18 protein-coding genes are annotated in these 16,683 nt (G+C 32.0%); 2 read left to right on the forward strand and 16 right to left on the reverse strand.

What is annotated here, in order from left to right; genetic code table 11:
• Window positions 1-97: 97 nt before the first annotated feature.
• Window positions 98-649 (reverse strand): ribosome hibernation-promoting factor, HPF/YfiA family, encoded by a 552-nt coding sequence (hpf, locus tag BMY82_RS01680; RefSeq protein ID WP_091973896.1) that lies wholly within the window; start codon window positions 647-649, stop codon window positions 98-100.
• Between the two features lie 328 nt (window positions 650-977).
• Window positions 978-2,117 (reverse strand): TDT family transporter, encoded by a 1,140-nt coding sequence (locus BMY82_RS01685; protein ID WP_091973898.1) that lies wholly within the window; start codon window positions 2,115-2,117, stop codon window positions 978-980.
• A gap of 267 nt (window positions 2,118-2,384) precedes the next feature.
• On the opposite strand from BMY82_RS01685, the gene BMY82_RS01690 reads away from it, so the two are divergent.
• Window positions 2,385-2,762 carry an HsmA family protein gene (locus BMY82_RS01690; protein ID WP_091973901.1) on the forward strand — a complete coding sequence of 126 codons (378 nt, stop codon included), beginning with the start codon at window positions 2,385-2,387 and terminating at the stop codon, window positions 2,760-2,762.
• Between the two features lie 137 nt (window positions 2,763-2,899).
• On the opposite strand, the gene BMY82_RS01695 is transcribed toward BMY82_RS01690, so the two are convergent.
• The 12 genes from BMY82_RS01695 to BMY82_RS01750 all read right to left on the reverse strand — a co-directional run bounded on the left by BMY82_RS01695 (window position 2,900) and on the right by BMY82_RS01750 (window position 13,795).
• The gene (locus BMY82_RS01695) at window positions 2,900-3,340 is read right to left on the reverse strand and encodes a GatB/YqeY domain-containing protein (RefSeq protein WP_091973904.1); all 441 of its coding nucleotides are present in this window, start codon (window positions 3,338-3,340) and stop codon (window positions 2,900-2,902) included.
• A 22-nt stretch (window positions 3,341-3,362) separates the two neighbouring features.
• Window positions 3,363-3,542: a 30S ribosomal protein S21 gene (gene rpsU, locus BMY82_RS01700; protein ID WP_002844447.1), complete on the reverse strand. Its 180-nt coding sequence runs from the start codon at window positions 3,540-3,542 to the stop codon at window positions 3,363-3,365.
• Window positions 3,543-3,747: 205 nt separating this feature from the next.
• Window positions 3,748-4,092 carry a histidine triad nucleotide-binding protein gene (locus BMY82_RS01705; RefSeq protein WP_091973907.1) on the reverse strand — a complete coding sequence of 115 codons (345 nt, stop codon included), beginning with the start codon at window positions 4,090-4,092 and terminating at the stop codon, window positions 3,748-3,750.
• A gap of 129 nt (window positions 4,093-4,221) precedes the next feature.
• The gene (locus BMY82_RS01710) at window positions 4,222-4,542 is read right to left on the reverse strand and encodes a putative heavy metal-binding protein (RefSeq protein WP_091973910.1); all 321 of its coding nucleotides are present in this window, start codon (window positions 4,540-4,542) and stop codon (window positions 4,222-4,224) included.
• 29 nt (window positions 4,543-4,571) lie between these two features.
• A complete protein-coding gene (mtaB, locus tag BMY82_RS01715; RefSeq protein WP_091973913.1) occupies window positions 4,572-5,867 on the reverse strand; it encodes a tRNA (N(6)-L-threonylcarbamoyladenosine(37)-C(2))-methylthiotransferase MtaB in 1,296 nt (431 codons plus the stop codon).
• Between the two features lie 171 nt (window positions 5,868-6,038).
• A complete protein-coding gene (locus BMY82_RS01720; protein ID WP_091973916.1) occupies window positions 6,039-6,818 on the reverse strand; it encodes an RsmE family RNA methyltransferase in 780 nt (259 codons plus the stop codon).
• 10 nt (window positions 6,819-6,828) lie between these two features.
• Window positions 6,829-7,776 (reverse strand): 50S ribosomal protein L11 methyltransferase, encoded by a 948-nt coding sequence (gene prmA / locus BMY82_RS01725; protein ID WP_091973921.1) that lies wholly within the window; start codon window positions 7,774-7,776, stop codon window positions 6,829-6,831.
• Between the two features lie 318 nt (window positions 7,777-8,094).
• A complete protein-coding gene (gene dnaJ, locus BMY82_RS01730) occupies window positions 8,095-9,264 on the reverse strand; it encodes a molecular chaperone DnaJ (RefSeq protein ID WP_091973924.1) in 1,170 nt (389 codons plus the stop codon).
• A gap of 124 nt (window positions 9,265-9,388) precedes the next feature.
• The gene (gene dnaK / locus BMY82_RS01735; RefSeq protein ID WP_091973927.1) at window positions 9,389-11,227 is read right to left on the reverse strand and encodes a molecular chaperone DnaK; all 1,839 of its coding nucleotides are present in this window, start codon (window positions 11,225-11,227) and stop codon (window positions 9,389-9,391) included.
• Between the two features lie 64 nt (window positions 11,228-11,291).
• Window positions 11,292-11,885 (reverse strand): nucleotide exchange factor GrpE, encoded by a 594-nt coding sequence (grpE, locus tag BMY82_RS01740; RefSeq protein ID WP_420358839.1) that lies wholly within the window; start codon window positions 11,883-11,885, stop codon window positions 11,292-11,294.
• Window positions 11,886-11,903: 18 nt separating this feature from the next.
• Complete coding sequence (hrcA, locus tag BMY82_RS01745; protein ID WP_091973930.1) at window positions 11,904-12,920, reverse strand: heat-inducible transcriptional repressor HrcA; 1,017 nt, start codon at window positions 12,918-12,920, stop codon at window positions 11,904-11,906.
• A 317-nt stretch (window positions 12,921-13,237) separates the two neighbouring features.
• A complete protein-coding gene (locus BMY82_RS01750; RefSeq protein ID WP_091973933.1) occupies window positions 13,238-13,795 on the reverse strand; it encodes a CD3073 family putative ECF transporter S component in 558 nt (185 codons plus the stop codon).
• A gap of 158 nt (window positions 13,796-13,953) precedes the next feature.
• Between BMY82_RS01750 and BMY82_RS01755 the strand changes: the two genes are divergently transcribed.
• Window positions 13,954-14,496 (forward strand): CD3072 family TudS-related putative desulfidase, encoded by a 543-nt coding sequence (locus tag BMY82_RS01755; RefSeq protein WP_091973936.1) that lies wholly within the window; start codon window positions 13,954-13,956, stop codon window positions 14,494-14,496.
• Window positions 14,497-14,671: 175 nt separating this feature from the next.
• Here BMY82_RS01755 and BMY82_RS01760 read toward each other — a convergent pair whose 3' ends face one another.
• Both BMY82_RS01760 and grdD read right to left on the reverse strand, forming a co-directional pair.
• The gene (locus tag BMY82_RS01760; protein ID WP_091973939.1) at window positions 14,672-15,067 is read right to left on the reverse strand and encodes a YbaN family protein; all 396 of its coding nucleotides are present in this window, start codon (window positions 15,065-15,067) and stop codon (window positions 14,672-14,674) included.
• Between the two features lie 468 nt (window positions 15,068-15,535).
• Window positions 15,536-16,678 carry a glycine/sarcosine/betaine reductase complex component C subunit alpha gene (gene grdD / locus BMY82_RS01765; protein WP_091973942.1) on the reverse strand — a complete coding sequence of 381 codons (1,143 nt, stop codon included), beginning with the start codon at window positions 16,676-16,678 and terminating at the stop codon, window positions 15,536-15,538.
• Window positions 16,679-16,683 lie beyond the last annotated feature (5 nt).

Below are 16,683 nucleotides of genomic sequence, written 5' to 3' on the forward strand. Positions count from 1 at the left end.
AAAAAGAGACAGTACACAAAATGTACTGCCTCCTCCGAAAGTACTGTATCCCTACAGCATCTCTATATATGTAAACCCTCTAAGGTTTCAACATAAATTATTCCTGCTCAATTAAACCGTAGCCACCATCGCCTCTTCTATATACCAAAGAAACTTCAAATGTATCTTGATCTTTAAATAAGAAGAAATCATGTCCTAAAAGATTCATCTGTAAAACAGCTTCCTCTGGACTCATTGGTTTAAGGTTAAATCTCTTCTTTCTTTCAAATACCAGACCATCTTCTTCAGGCACTGCTTCAACCTCTTCACTTAGAAGTTCTTCAAATTTATCAAATCTTATAGTTTCATTTCCTGTTTTTCTTGTCTTAAATTTATTCTTATACTTAACTATCTGTCTATTTAACTTGTCACAAACTAAGTCTATTGCTGAGTATAAATCTTCTTGAACTTCTTCAGCTCTTACTACATGACCGTTGATATTGTCCAGTGTTACCTCTACTTTCTGTTTAGTCTTCTTATTTGCACTAACTGTAACTCTTAACTCTGCGTCTGGATCTAGGAGCTTTTCCAATCTGCCGAATTTCTTATCGATGTATCCTGTGATACCATCTGTAAGCTTTATTTTTTTTCCAGATATTACGATCTTCATAAAAACCTCTCCCTTCAGTATCAGTATAATTTGTGATACTTTTATTCTTACATATACTATAATACTTTTTCAATATTATTAATAGTCTTTAAATTTTTCTTTTTTTATGTTAAAATGAAACTATACTATGAGTGTTTTATACCTTTAACTTCATTTCACTTATAGTTATTTTTTTTATTGTTTTCAAAGAATACCTTATATAAAGTAGATTTGATATCACTTTAATATAGTAACCACTTTATATTCACAGAATAACTTTAATAGAATAATTTATCTATTTAAATATACACATATTTCATAAAAAATAAAACCCCCTTATTAAGGGAGTTTAATCTAACAAATCAGATATTTCATCTATATCGTCATCTTCAAATAAAGTTTTCGTTTGCCCAAAATCTGTTTTAACCTTAGTTAAATTGGATTTCTCTAACATACTATCCTTTTTAGAACCGTATTTTTTATTTCTAACTGCTAACATTTTTTCCTTTATTTTCTTTTCTCTAATTCTTTTCTCATTTATTGCCTTATCATGTAACTTCTTCTTATGTACCTCTGGATCTTCAAGAGTATTAATGAAATATGCTAATAACACTATCGAACAAACAACAAATGCCAAGACATATTCAAAATAAAGTAAGGATTCTACAAAATAATTTCTCATCTTAACCATAGCTAGGTACTTATTAAAATACATAGATGAGTAAACAGATATTACTATTGCTACTGTATAGCATGACCAACTTGGATAAAATCCCATAAATAAATGGATAAGCATATCTATAATAACTACTAATAATAAAATCTGAATAGCTATGAACATAGCCCACATAACTTTTGAAGATGCTGGTTCATTAATACTTACCATGGCAGGAACAATTATTCCTAAAGGCACACATATTAGAGAGAAAATCGGCTTGGCTGCCTGAGTACTCCCCATAATTTTCAATCTTGCCAATACAAATGGCAGTATTAACAGAGAAACGAATACTGTAAACTTTAGTACCGATCTACCAAAAACAATCATTCCAAAATCATTACATGTTATAGCTGCTATACCTATTCCAGAATAGACTAGAAACCAGCTTGAAAATACATACTTAATCTTGAAATTAAGCACATATTTAATCGTAAATACAATTAATATAACTGTATGAAGTATAACACCTATAATCCATATATATATATTTGCTTTTCCAAGAAAGCCTTTCATCCATACTGATATAAGCATAAGTGACATACTAAAACTTGAAAACATCGATAAACCTGCCGGAGACTTTATTCCTTTATAGAATCCCCTCGGACTTAAAACAATCTTTAATATTGTTATAATCAAAAGCATCATTGATATTATCATGCATATATCACTTAATAGTGGAATAATATCCTTTAATATATTACCTAGTATAACCCAACCAAGAGCTAAAACGGTAACTGGTAGAGGTAGCCTAGAAGTCAAATTTTTCAACACTTATCACCTCTTCTAAATAATTTAACAATTACAATTATATCACAGAATAGAATTTTGTTGTAATATTTTTGTAAACTATTGCTAGGCGAATGTTTTCCTTTAACTTTTATATTAGATAATCTCAACTTTCTTTATATTTTTATTAACTATATTTCCTTATTATCTATTTTCTATTGACTATATCATGTAAAAGTTATATCTTAGATGTGTGTTTTTAAGTATTCTAAGTAATACTATATCTACAATAAATTTAAAAGGAGGTATACGATGTCTAAATTGTTAATTTTTGCCATTCTGTTTATAACATCTGCATTGATATTTTATACTATTGGTGTATTCGCGGAAAAGAAAAAAGGAACATTGCTTCCATGGCATGTTGTGATTTTCTGGTGTGGATTTGTATGTGATACAGCTGGTACAACTATTATGAGTAAGATTGCTGGAACAGGCTTTGAAATGAATATTCATGGTGTTACTGGGCTTATTGCTCTTTTACTTATGGCTTTTCATGCTATATGGGCTACAGTTATACTTATTAAAAACAATCAGCACTCCCGTCAAATCTTCCACAAATTTAGTATAGTGGTATGGTGCATATGGCTTATACCTTATTTTATAGGCGTTTTTATAGGAATGACAAGATAATTGAAGAAATATATAAGCAAAGACAGTCAACTGAAATTTCAGAATGACTGTCTTTTTACTTTAAATAATATCTTATTTTATTGCTTATTTAAAATAACAAAAAACCCTTATACCAAATGATATAAGGGTCCAACTAATTACAAATTCTTTTTCACAAGTTCATTAATTTTTCTGCCATCAGCACGACCTGCTGTCTTTGGCTTGATAGTAGACATAATCTTTCCCATATCCTTCATAGAAGTAGCTCCTACTTCAGCTATGGTCTGGATTACAATTTGCTCTAATTCATCTTCGCTTAATTGTTGAGGTAGGTATTCTTCCAAAACTTGTATTTCAGATTTTGTTTCTTCAATCAGATCTTCTCTACCAGCTTTTTCAAATTCAACTAAAGAGTCTTTTCTTTGCTTTAGCTGTTTAGATATTATGTCTATAACACCTTCATCACCAAGCTCTTGACGGTTATCCACCTCATACTGCTTTATAGCGGCTCTGATTAATGTAATTACAGACTTTCTGACTGTATCTTTGTTTTTCATAGAAGACTTTAGATCTTCTTGTAGTTTTTCTTTAAGGGACATCCCCTTCACCTCTTCTTAATTACTATCTTTTTGCGTTTTTTCTTCTAGCAGCTTCTGCCTTTTTCTTACGCTTAACACTAGGCTTGTCATAGTGTTCTCTTTTTCTAACTTCTGACATTATGCCAGACATAGCACACTGACGCTTAAATCTTCTAAGCGCGCTATCTAATGATTCATTTTCTCTTACTCTTACTTCTGACATCTGTTTCACCTCCCTACAACTTAGCGATTTATTAAACAAGAGCTAAACTCTTAGTTTAACACCATAATATTATAATCTAATTTTTTAAATTTATCAAGTGTTTTATATAATATTTTTTAATAACTATCATATTTTTTCTTTAACTGCCATCAGGTCGTTTTTATTTTAATTTTTATTGAATTAACAATGTTTTTAAAAACTCTAACTAATCTGTTACCAGCTTTGTTAGGGGCTTCCCCGCCAACAAGTGATAGTGAATATGTAGAACTTCCTGTCCACCGTGTTCACCACAATTATTAATTACTCTATATCCGTCTTCTGCAAAGCCTTCTTGCTTTGCTATTTTTCTAATAGCCTTGTGTATATCAGATACTATATCCATTTCTTCAAAAGGTATAGCTTCAAGACTTTCATAATGCTTTTTAGGAACTACTAGTATATGAACTGGTGTTACAGGGTTCATATCTCTAAAAGCCGCTACATTTTCATCTTCATACACCATATCTGTTGCTATTTCACCATTTGCTAGTTTACAAAATATACAATCCATTGTTCTCATCTCCTAGTCATCTATTTACTTATATTATAACACTATTTTGTTTTTTTACCAAATATTAACAATTGTAATTATACTTGTTCTTACTAAAAAACTCTTAATCTTTAAAAAACATTTAAGCTCTTACTTTAAAGTAACTGCAGTTCCTGAACAAGTAACCATTAACATGCTATTTTCTGCACCTAAAACTTCATAGTCCATTTTAACGCCTACAATGGCATCTGCACCCATTGAAGATGCTCTTGCTATCATTTCATCAATAGCCTCTTCTCTAGACTTCATAAGCTCATCTTCATAGCCCTGACTACGTCCTCCGAAGAAGTCTCTGAAGCTTGCACCAATATCCTTAAAAAAATTAACTCCTGTTACAACTTCTCCAAAAACTATTCCTTTATAAGATTCTATTTCTTTTCCTTCTACACTAACCGTTGTTGTTACTATCATAGTATCCTCCCGAATATGTATTTTCTTAATTATACTACTTCTCCTATACAAAAATCATCTTTTACTTCCTTGATTACTGTATCTACAAACTTATCCCTTATATCCGTATCTGACTTGACCTTTATTCTCATATAGTTATCTGTTAAACCTTCATAGTATCCTTCATTATTTTTTTCTTCAAAAAGAACTCTCATTGTCTTTCCAATGTAGTCCTTGGCAAATTCTTTAAAATTCTTTGTAGAAAGAGCCAACAATGTAGAACTTCTTAGATTTTTCATCTGAGGATCTACCTGATTTTCCATAGAAGCTGCAGGTGTACCCTTTCTTGGAGAATACTTAAATACATGAGTATGCATTAACTTTATTTCCTTTAAAAATTCAAGAGTCTCTGAAAATTCTTCATTTGTTTCCCCTGGGAAGCCAACTATTACATCTGTTGTAATAGCAACATTTTCTATATTCTTTCTTAATATATCTACTATCTCTTTATATTCTTCTGCAGTATATCTTCTATTCATTCTCTTAAGAGTTGCATCGCATCCACTTTGAAGAGATAGATGATAATGGGGAACTAATTTGTCTATCTTTTTTATTTCGTCTACAAATTCTTCGGTAAATAAAACTGGCTCAACAGAACTTAGTCTAATTCTCTCTATACCATCTATTTGAGCCACTGCCTTTATAATAGTTAAAAGACTAGAACCATCTTTTAAATCCTTTCCATAAGATGCAACATGTATACCTGTAAGAACTACTTCCTTATATCCCATGTTTGCAAGATTAGAAACTTCATCTATAATACTATTTAAATCTCTAGAACGTATCCTGCCCCTTGCATATGGAATAATACAATATGTGCAGAATCTATCACAACCATCTTGCACTTTTATAAAGGCTCTAGTTTTACCATTTGTTTGAGATATTTCTATTTCTTCAAATTCCTTTACCTTCATTATGTCATCTACTGTGCTCAATTTAGTATTACAATCTATTGACTCTACTTTCTCAACTATTGTTCTTCTATCATTTGTACCCATTACAAGATTTACATCATCTATTTCTAATATTTCTTCTGGTGAAACCTGTGAATAACAGCCTACAACTGCTATTATTGCATTTGGATTTTTATTTTTTACTCTTCTTATATATTGTCTTGATTTTCTATCAGACATATGTGTAACAGTACATGTATTAATTACATACACATCTGCATATTCTTCGCTATCTACGCCTTCGTAGCCTTTTTTTTCAAACATTTCCAGCATGGCTTCTGTTTCATATTGATTTACCTTGCATCCCAATGTATAAAATGCCACTTTCTTCAAACTAAACTCCTCCTGTCTTAACTTTTCCCTAAACCTTATACCCTTATAATGTTTAGCCTATTATCTAACTTAATTTATCTATATTTTTGACCAACTATATTTTTAATTAATATATACACTATTACTATTTAATTGTAATTTTCCATTAAATTGTCAACTACAACCTTTTATTTAAAAGCTATTGCCTATATCTCCTAGTTCATACATAGTTATTACAGTTGATGCTATTGATGCCGTCTCTGTTCTAAAAATTCTAGGTCCCATTGTTACTGAAGATATATTATTGCCCTTTATTATAGAATTTTCTTTTTCAGTAAAACCACCTTCTGGTCCTATAAAAATTCCTACTCTTAGCTCATCTTTTTTCTCTGCTATGCTTTTTACTTCATCTGAAGATAAAAACTCTTTTATTCCAAGAGATCTTTCTTCCTCGTATGGCGACATATTAATGTCATTTGATTTCATATCCTCAATTGCTTCTTTAAAAGTCATTATACCACTAAGTTTTGGAACTATTCCTCTTTTAGATTGTTTCGCTGCCTCATAAATTATTCTTTCCCATCTTTCTAGTTTTTTATCAGCCTTTTTATCTTTTAGATTGACAACTGTTCTTTCTGTATTTACGAGTATAATTTCTGACACTCCGCATTCTGTTAATTTTTGAAGAATGATATCCATTTTTGTGCTTTTAGGCAAACCTTGGTATAATCTAACCTTAACTTTACTTTCTCTTAGAATATCCACACTTTCTAATATATTGAGCTCTACTGACTCTTTATCAAAATCGACTATTTCACAAATATATTCCTTATTATTTCCGTCGCAAACTTCTATTTTATCGCCACTAGAATATCTCAAAACCTTAGTTATATGCTTTACGTCTTCCCCTAATATTTTCAGTTTCTTATTATCAAGATCTATATTATCTGCTTCAACAAAAAATCTATCCATTATAACCTTCCTATCTGGCTAATATACAAGCCCATTCACCCTTTTTCTGAACTTCTACTACTTCAAATCCATTTTCTTTAAGAGCTTCTGTTACTTCATCTATCTTGGCAAGTATAATTCCTGAAGATATAAAGATTCCATCTTTTGGCAAAAAGTCTCTTACATCCTTAGAAAGTAAAATCACAATATCTGCCATTATATTTGCAACTACTATATCTGGCTTTATAGATTTATCTATATCGTCAGCTAAATTTCCCTTTACTGCCTTCATTACATTATCGACACCATTTTTAACTACATTTTCATTAGCAACCTTAACTGCCACTTCATCTATATCTATTCCTAAAACATTTTTGGCACCTAGTTTTGAGGCTACTATTCCAAGTATGCCACTTCCACATCCTATATCAAATACTGTTGAATCTTTTTTCACATATTTTTCTAAGTTTGCAACACACATACTCGTAGTTTCATGATTACCTGTTCCAAATGCCATACCTGGATTCATTTCTATTACAAGGTCACTATCATTTGCCTCGTATTCTTCCCATTCAGGCTTGATCACTATATTATCACCTATTCTAGTAGGTTTATAATATTGCTTCCAATTATTAGCCCAGTCATCCTCTCTTACTGAGTCTGTATATACTTTACCGTTACCAATATCTAATCCAAATTCTGTAAGATTCTTCACTTCTTCTGTTACTGCCTTAATAAATTCCTTAACATTCTTTTCATCTGATATGTATGTCTTAATTTTTACTACATCATCTTCTGATTTTTTAAGCATATTTTCATCTACATAATCCCAATCATAATCATTTATTTTTTCTGGATTTAAATCCTTTGGATCTTCTATCATAGCACCTTGTGCACCATTCTCAAATAAAATATTTGTTACTGCTTCTACAGCCTCTGTAGTAGTTTCAATTGTTACTTCCGTCCATAAATCGCTCATAAGAACCTCCTGCTTTGCTATTTAATATATCTAAAAGCTAATTTTTATTTTTCTTTTCTAGTAATAAATAACTATTTTACTTTTTTATATCCTTACTATTATATCATTTTTACGAAAAAAATGCGACTTCAATATCTATAATTGAAATCGCACTAATGCTCTACGGAATCTGTAAGGCACAGCTTTATATAATCAAAAGATAACTCTTCTTTTGATTATATCTTGACTTGTATTTAAAATATATTTTTAGCTAGATACTGTGCCATATATTTACGCTGTCTCATTTCTTACGTTTAATATATTTTTTTACAAAATTCCTTATTTGTTGAAAAAATCCTCCACCTTCTGTCCGAAAGATTTCTTATTTTCTTTAACTTTTTGTCCGCTCTCACCTGCAAACTCTCTTAATAGCTCCTTCTGCTTTTCTGAAAGCTTCTTAGGAACTTCTACATTTACCTTAACATACTGGTCTCCTCTTGAACTTGAGTTCATTCTCTGGACACCTTTACCTCTAAGTCTAAATACAGTTCCTGTTTGAGTTCCTGCAGGGATTGAATATTTGACATCACCATCTATTGTTGGAACCTGTATATCATCTCCAAGAGCTGCCTGAACAAATGTTATAGGCATATCTACATATACATCATATCCATCTCTCTGGAAAATCTTATCTGGCTTTACATTAACTACAATATATAGGTCTCCTCTTGGAGCTCCAGGATCTCCAAATTCACCCTGTCCTGAAAGTCTTATTACCTGTCCATCATCTATACCGGCTGGAATATCAACTTCTACAGTTTTAGTCTTTCTTACTGATCCACTTCCTCCACACTTGCCACATGGACTCTCAATTTCTTCTCCTGTACCGTTACAGTTAGGACAAGATCTCTGAGATGCCATATTTCCAAATGGAGTCTGCTTTACTTCTCTTATTACACCTGATCCACCACACTGTGAACAAGTCTTTTTGCTTGTTCCTGGTTTGCATCCAGTTCCGTGGCAGTTTTCACATTCTTCACTTCTATTTACTTTTATATCTATTTTCTTACCAAATGCTGCATCCTTGAAATCAATTGTTACAGACTGCTTTATATCGGCACCTGGTCTAGGTCCTCTTCTAGTAGAAGATCCAAATCCACCGAAACCGCCGAAGCCTGAGCCTCCGCCGCCTCCAAATATATCACCGAATATATCACCAAAGATATCTTCAAAGCCACCTGCGCCTCCAAAGCCGCCAGCGCCTCCGAAACCACCTTGACCATTTACAGCATCTGCACCATACTGGTCATAAATGTTTCTCTTTTCTTCATCAGAAAGAACCTCATATGCTTCATTAATTTCTTTAAATTTTTCTTCAGCTTCTTTATCGTCTGGGTTCTTGTCTGGATGATACTTCATCGCTAACTTTCTGTAAGCCTTTTTAATTTCTCTATCGTCAGCAGTTTTTGATACACCTAAGATATCATAATAATCTTTATTTGCACCCAAAATAAACACCTGCTTTCTTTTTAATTAACAATAGCTTGTGGTTAATACCACAAGCTATTGTTTTGTATCAACACTCTTTAAATTATATTCTAAAGCTATTTGAATGTCTATACTATTTTTCTTATTACTTGTCGTCTACTTCTGTAAAGTCAGCATCTACAACATTGTCATCCTTTGGTCCTTCAGACTGAGCACCTTCTGCTCCTGCCTGCTGAGCTGCCTGAGCCTGTGAATACATTTCCTGAGAAATCTTCTGGAACTTGTTCATAAGTTCATCTACTGCAGCCTTTATTTCTTCTGCTGAAGAATCTTCCTTATCCTTAACTTCTCTTACCTTCGCTATAGCAGCTTCTATATCAGATTTTTCATTTGCTGGAACCTTGTCTCCTAATTCTTCAAGAGTCTGTTCAGTCTGATATGCAACTGATTCTGCATGGTTTACAGCTTCAATTCTTTCCTTCTTCTTCTTGTCAGCTTCTGCATTTGCTTCAGCTTCCTTTACCTTCTTTTCTATTTCTTCTTCTGACATATTTGTGTTAGAAGTTATTGTTATCTTCTGTTCCTTACCTGTTCCTAAATCCTTAGCAGTAACGTTAACTATACCATTTGCATCTATATCGAAAGTTACTTCTATCTGAGGTACCCCTCTCTTTGCTGGTGGTATATTAGTTAACTGGAATCTACCTAAAGTAGTATTGTCATAAGCCATTGCTCTTTCACCCTGAAGTACATGTATATCAACTGCTGTCTGGTTATCTGCTGCTGTTGAGAATACCTGAGACTTCTTTGTAGGTATTGTTGTATTTCTTTCTATAATCTTAGTAAATACATTACCTAATGTTTCAATACCTAGTGATAATGGAGTAACGTCTAGAAGTAATATATCATTTACCTCACCTGTTAATACACCTGCCTGTATTGAAGCACCTGCTGCAACACATTCATCTGGGTTTATTCCCTTATGAGGATCCTTTCCTATAAAGTCCTTAACTGCATCTTGTACTGCTGGTATTCTTGTAGAACCACCTACTAGTAATACATCATCTATATCACTCTTAGAAAGGTTAGCATCTGCTAAAGCCTGCTTAGTTGGTTCCATAGTCTTAGCTACCAGTCCAGCTGTTAATTCATTGAACTTAGCTCTTGTTAAATCCATATTTAAGTGCTTTGGACCTTCTGCAGTTGCAGTTATGAATGGAAGGTTGATATTTGTTGACATTGTTGAAGAAAGTTCCTTCTTAGCCTTTTCAGCAGCTTCTCTTAATCTCTGAAGTGACATCTTGTCCTTTCTTAGGTCAACGCCTTCTGCCTTTTCAAATTCTTCTGCTAAATAATCTACTAGTATATTGTCGAAATCGTCTCCACCTAGTCTATTGTTACCAGCTGTTGCAAGAACTTCAAATGTTCCATCTCCTATTTCTAGTATAGATACGTCAAATGTACCTCCACCCAGGTCAAATACTAATATCTTCTTTTCCTGATCTAGCTTATCCATACCGTAAGCAAGTGATGCAGCTGTTGGTTCATTTATTATTCTCTTAACATCTAGTCCTGCTATCTTACCAGCGTCCTTTGTTGCCTGTCTCTGAGCATCTGTGAAATAAGCAGGTACTGTTATTACAGCTTCTGTTACCTTTTCTCCTAGATAACTTTCCGCATCTGCCTTTAACTTCTGTAGGATTATTGCTGATATTTCCTGAGGAGTATAATCCTTACCATCTATATTTACTTTATAATCAGTACCCATATGAGTCTTTATTGATGTTATTGTTCTATCTGCATTAGTTACTGCCTGTCTCTTTGCAGGTTCACCTACTAATCTTTCTCCGTCCTTAGTAAAAGCTACTACTGAAGGAGTTGTTCTCATACCTTCGTTATTTGGTATTATTACAGGTTCTCCACCTTCTAATACTGCTACACATGAGTTTGTTGTACCTAAATCTATACCTATTACCTTTGACATAATATCTACCTCCAATATTTTAGTTTATTTTTTTCCATTTTAATTTTAATTCTATATTTTAATCTTAGCAGGAAACTCTTACCATTGTTGCTCTAAGAATTTTATCGCCTAAAGAATATCCCTTTTGCATTACCATTGTAATTTTTCCTTCTTCATATTCTTCACTAGGCTCCTGCATTACTGCCATATGCATATTGTGATCAAAGTCACTTCCTATTTCTGCTGGTATCTCTTTCATTCCTGCATCAGAAAGTGCATCCATCATTTGTTTGTAGACCATTTCCACTCCTGTATATAGAGGATTTTCCTTGTCTTCAAAAGAATCAAGAGCCCTTTCCATATTATCTATTACAGGAATAAGGCTAGTCATCACCTTTTCATTAGCATATAATCCAATTGTGCTCTTTTCTTCTGCTGTTCTTCTTCTATAATTTGCATACTCAGCATTTATTCTCATATATGCTTCTTCTTGCTCTTTCAACTTACCTTCAAGACTCTTTATCTTAAAGGCAGGTTCACAATCTATATTTTCATCATTGCCCTCTACCACCTCTTCTACTGTTTCTTCTGTATCAGTTTCTTCCTGAGAACAATTCTTCACTTCCTTTTCATCTATATTTTCCATCTTTTCCATTTTTTCCTTATCCAAAACATACACCCCTTTTCAAGCTGCTCGTTATTTATTGTTAAGAAGCAGACTCATATAATTTAATATTGAATATACTTTAGAATAATCCATCCTTGTGGGCCCTATGAAACTAATCTTACCATGAAGATTATCAGAAACATTATATGTTGCTGTAACAATACTTAAATCAGTACTTAATTCATCTCCATCATTACCTATTACTATATTAAGATTATCCTTTTGTATACCTTTTGCACCAATCATTTTTGCTATGCTTTCTTTTTCTTCCAACATATTCAAGAAAGATCTTGCTTTTACCATATCATTAAATTCTGGGTAATTGAATATATTGGTAGCACCTGTCATTGACATCTTGTATTCATCACCATCTACTACATTATTCAATAAATACACAAGGTCATCTACTATTTCAGAGTACTCACCGATTTCAAATTTTATATAAGAAATCATATCCTCATCTAAATCCCCTATCTTCATCCCCTCAAGTTTGCTTGAAAGATGAGAAGATATTACATTGAGCTTTGCTTGTGGAAGTTCAATTGTTGTTTCGAACTCTCTACTCTTTATTTCGCCTTCTTCCGATACTACTATTAAAAGTATTTTATCAGCTGATAGACTAACTAACTGAATGTATTTTATCCTATGGGACTCAACGCCTCTATCATAAACAGCTATTGTTGTATAGTTTGTCATGCTGGATAATATCCTGGACAACTCCGAAATGAAATCATCTGCCTTTTCAAAATCATTTCTTATACATCTCTGAAGTATCTCCTTTTCATGATCTTCTAATTCATGATCACTCATAAGTGAATCAACATATAGCTCATAGCCTTTCTGTGTCGGTATTCTTCCCGCTGAAGTATGTGGCTGTATCAAGTAGCCCATTTCTTCAAGATCTGCCATTTCATTTCTTATAGTTGCTGCTGAAATGCCGAGATTGTATTTCTTCGATATGGTTCTTGATCCAACTGCTTCAGCAGTTTCAACATAGTCCTTAACTATGGCCTTAAGTATATTTAATTGTCTATCTGTAAGATCCATAGCATCACCTTCTTTCAAACCTGAACCTTACTGTTGTTATCACTCATTGATTAGGAGTGCTAAAAACTTTCTAATATTGTTATATCATGTATTAATTTTATTGTCAACTATATTTTTCAATTTTTTTCAAAAAAATATAAAAAAAACACATCATTAAATAAAAAATAGCAGTTACTCTCTGTTATTAAAACTTAACGATGTGTTTTTTCTTTTATTTATATTTTCTATTAACTATTTTTCACATTATTTTTTTAGAATTTATTTAAGATATTATTTTAATAAAAAAGTGCTATTTTAAATTCAATCTATTACTTTTATTATTTTCTTTTAAATTGTGCTAAAAAAGATTTCGGCATTTTTGAAATAAATAGAACAACCATAATACAAGACACCGGCTTGTCTACCAAATTGCTCAAAATTCTAGGTATAAACGCTGCTGTAAATATTTCCTGACCTGACTGAATAAGCATACCAACTAAAATGTCCGCTCCACTTCCACTTAGACCACCAAACATAAGAACTGCTATAGGAGTTCCTATTAATGGACATACAACTGCTAATATTATACCTGTTATTATTGCTTCCTTATAACCAAATTTCTTTTTCTTTGCTACATAACCTACTATTAGTCCTACTGCCATATTTACAAGGGCAAATGGTATATTTGTTGGCGATGTAGTTACACCAAGAACTAAGTTGGTTCCTCCACCTATCAGCATCCCCCAGAAAGGTCCTAATATTACTGAGCCCAAAATTGTACCTACTGTATCTAGAAATAAGAAAGGTATATTTAACATACTCACAAATGTTCCAAAAACGATATTTACTACAATACAGATGGCACTAAAAGTTATTTTTCTAGTACTAGAATTCATAAAAACCTCCAAAATATTAATATAACTATAGATTATCATAATTATATTAATTCTTTAAATACTTTATTTCTATAGATATATTTGATTGAATAGTTTATACCTATATATCTTTTAAATAGTGCTTTTTAATGCTAAAATCTCATTAGGAGGTTGCATAGATGAACAAAAAACTAATAGTACTTTCACATTGTATACTTAACTCCTACTCAAAGGTGGAAAGTTTTCAAGAAAAAACTCCATTCCACAAGTTAGCGATAGATCTTTTAAATGAAGGCTATGCTATTATACAGCTACCCTGTCCTGAAAACATCATATATGGTCAGAGAAGATGGGGTCATGTTAGAGAACAGTTTGATACACCTTTTTATAGAGAACAATGTAGGGAATTACTTAAGCCCTATATTCTTCAGATTAAAGACTATGTAAACAATGGTTTTTCAATAGAAGGTATAGTTTCTATTGAAGGTAGTCCAAGTTGTGGAAACAGTCTAACATGCAGTAGCAAAAAATGTTTTGGAGAATTTTCTTCTAATCCTAATTTATCTCAATGTTTGTCAGATATTAAAATGGTAAAAGGACCAGGAGTATTTATGGAGGAAGTTGTAAAGCTGCTTAAAGAAAATAATATTAAGATAGATATCTTAGAGCTTGAAGAAGATAAATACACTTCCTTGGATGACTTAAGAAAGTCTTTATTCTAGTTCAACCTCTCAGATTAACTCTTTTTTTCTTAAGTAAGCAACTTACTAAAACCTATTTGTATAACTAATAATAAAAAGGTCCCTTTAAAGGGACCTTTTTATTATCTTCATTTATTCCAAGCTTTTTAATTTTATTTTTAGACTTTTTTCCTTTTAAATATGCCTTTTGCATTCTTTAAGATACATCCTCAGAAATGTACTCGCTCTTTTTACTATCCTTTGTTTTGATAACTGCTATAAAGTAATAATATTTTACTAAAATAAGTGCAATTATAGTCAATCTCATAGCCAATATATTATATTTATATATAACAAATAATAGCATCACTGTGGTTATAGAAAGAATCTTAATTTTTGTTTCAAGTGTCATAGATTTTTCCTTTTCAAAACTTTCCAAATGCTTTTTATATATTTTTGTTGAAATAAACCACTTATAAAACTTATCCGAACCTTTTGCAAAGCACCACGATGATAATAAAAGAAAAGGCACTGTTGGAAGTACTGGAAGAAATATACCAATCATTCCAAGCAAAAGCGAAATAAATCCGATTATTACAAGAACTACTCTCACAATCTACCTCCTTTAAAAGCTTTTTTAATTTATAAATATCCTTTCATTTAAAACTCTAATATTATACGATATTGAAATTTTTACGATTTTTTTATTTTTACCTCATTCTTAATTCATCTAAGATATAAATATTTTTAATTATTGATTTTTTGACAGGCCTATATTTTCTATATACCCATACATTAACTAATAAACTCTTTTTACGATTTTATTTTCTTTTATTTCAAAAATGAAGATGTATTTCTTATTTAAAATTTGTATTTTCTCATTTTTTATATTAATATCTTAATTAAATTAATAATTATTTATATATTTTTTACAAAACATTGTTCACTTTTTCACTAATATTTTCTAAAAAAATACTCAAAAAATACTCAGTTAATTTTACTTTCTAATTTTTTTCGTTAAAAAAATAGCCTGCTAGAGGACAAAAGTCCTCCCACAGACTATTTGGAAAAATATTTATGATTATTTTACAAAATCATTGTTTTTTAATATTTCTTCAGCCTTAGCAAAGTTTGCTTCAGATATTAGTATTACTGGACCTGTACAGCCCATTCCACTTTCTGCGTATATAGATTCTTTCCATAGAACCTGTACAGCATCTTCAAGGTCTAATATATCTATACCTGCTATTGCCTCAGTAACTACTTCCTTAGGTGGAGCTATAACTTCTTCTACAGCTTCCTTAGGAGCTTTTTTAGCCTTTATAGCTTCTATTTCCTTATCAAGTCCTGCCTTTATAGCACTCTTGAATTCATTTCTAGCTACTTCATTAACTTCTCCCTTTACTATGTCATATGCATATTTTAGGGCATTAGCAACTACTGGACTTCCACTTGCTCTAGATAGGATCAGAACTCTTCTATCGTAGTCTTCTCCTATACCTGGTCCATATCCGTAACCCTGAGCTTCAAAGTCTCCTCCTGTATTAAATGAAGAGAATACTTTCATTAAAAGATTTCCTGTTAAAGTATCAGTAACCATAACATCTGGAACACCTATTAATAAATCGTTACCTCTCATTACAGCTCCACCATCAGCTCTCATAGATTCTGCAAACTCAAATTCATATCCATTATCTTTTAAGTTTATAAGAATCTTTTCTACCTGTCTTGCACCGTCAAGATTTAATATACCTACAGTTGGCTTCTTTCTTCCGCACGCCTTAGCAGTAGCTATACCAGAAATTGCATTTCTTACCATTGCCTCAACTCTATCAGTAGCTGAAGTACCTGTAGTAGTTGCTAGGAACATTTCACGACCCTTTCCAGGAGCAACTACTCTTCCTACTGTTGAAACACCTATTGGGAAGTTATAATGCATTGTTACGCAGGCATCTATTTCCTTGGCATCTAATAGTTCTTCCATCTTACTGTACATTTCGTCTTCAGTGTCTACTTCATAAGACTTGAAGTCGTCGTCGCCCTTTCCAATAAGAACTATTTCAAACATTCCACTATTAGCTAATCTAGCACCTTCTATTAGATTTTCAGATCCATGTTCGCTTCCAAGTGTAGTTAAACCTACTCTAATTTTCTTTCCAAAGTTACCAGTTTCCATTGCCTCTGCAAGTTCTAGTAACGCATCAGATATTAATTTGTTAGACATATCTA

It is taken from the genome of Peptostreptococcus russellii (assembly GCF_900110295.1).
Taxonomy (GTDB): domain Bacteria; phylum Bacillota; class Clostridia; order Peptostreptococcales; family Peptostreptococcaceae; genus Peptostreptococcus; species Peptostreptococcus russellii_A.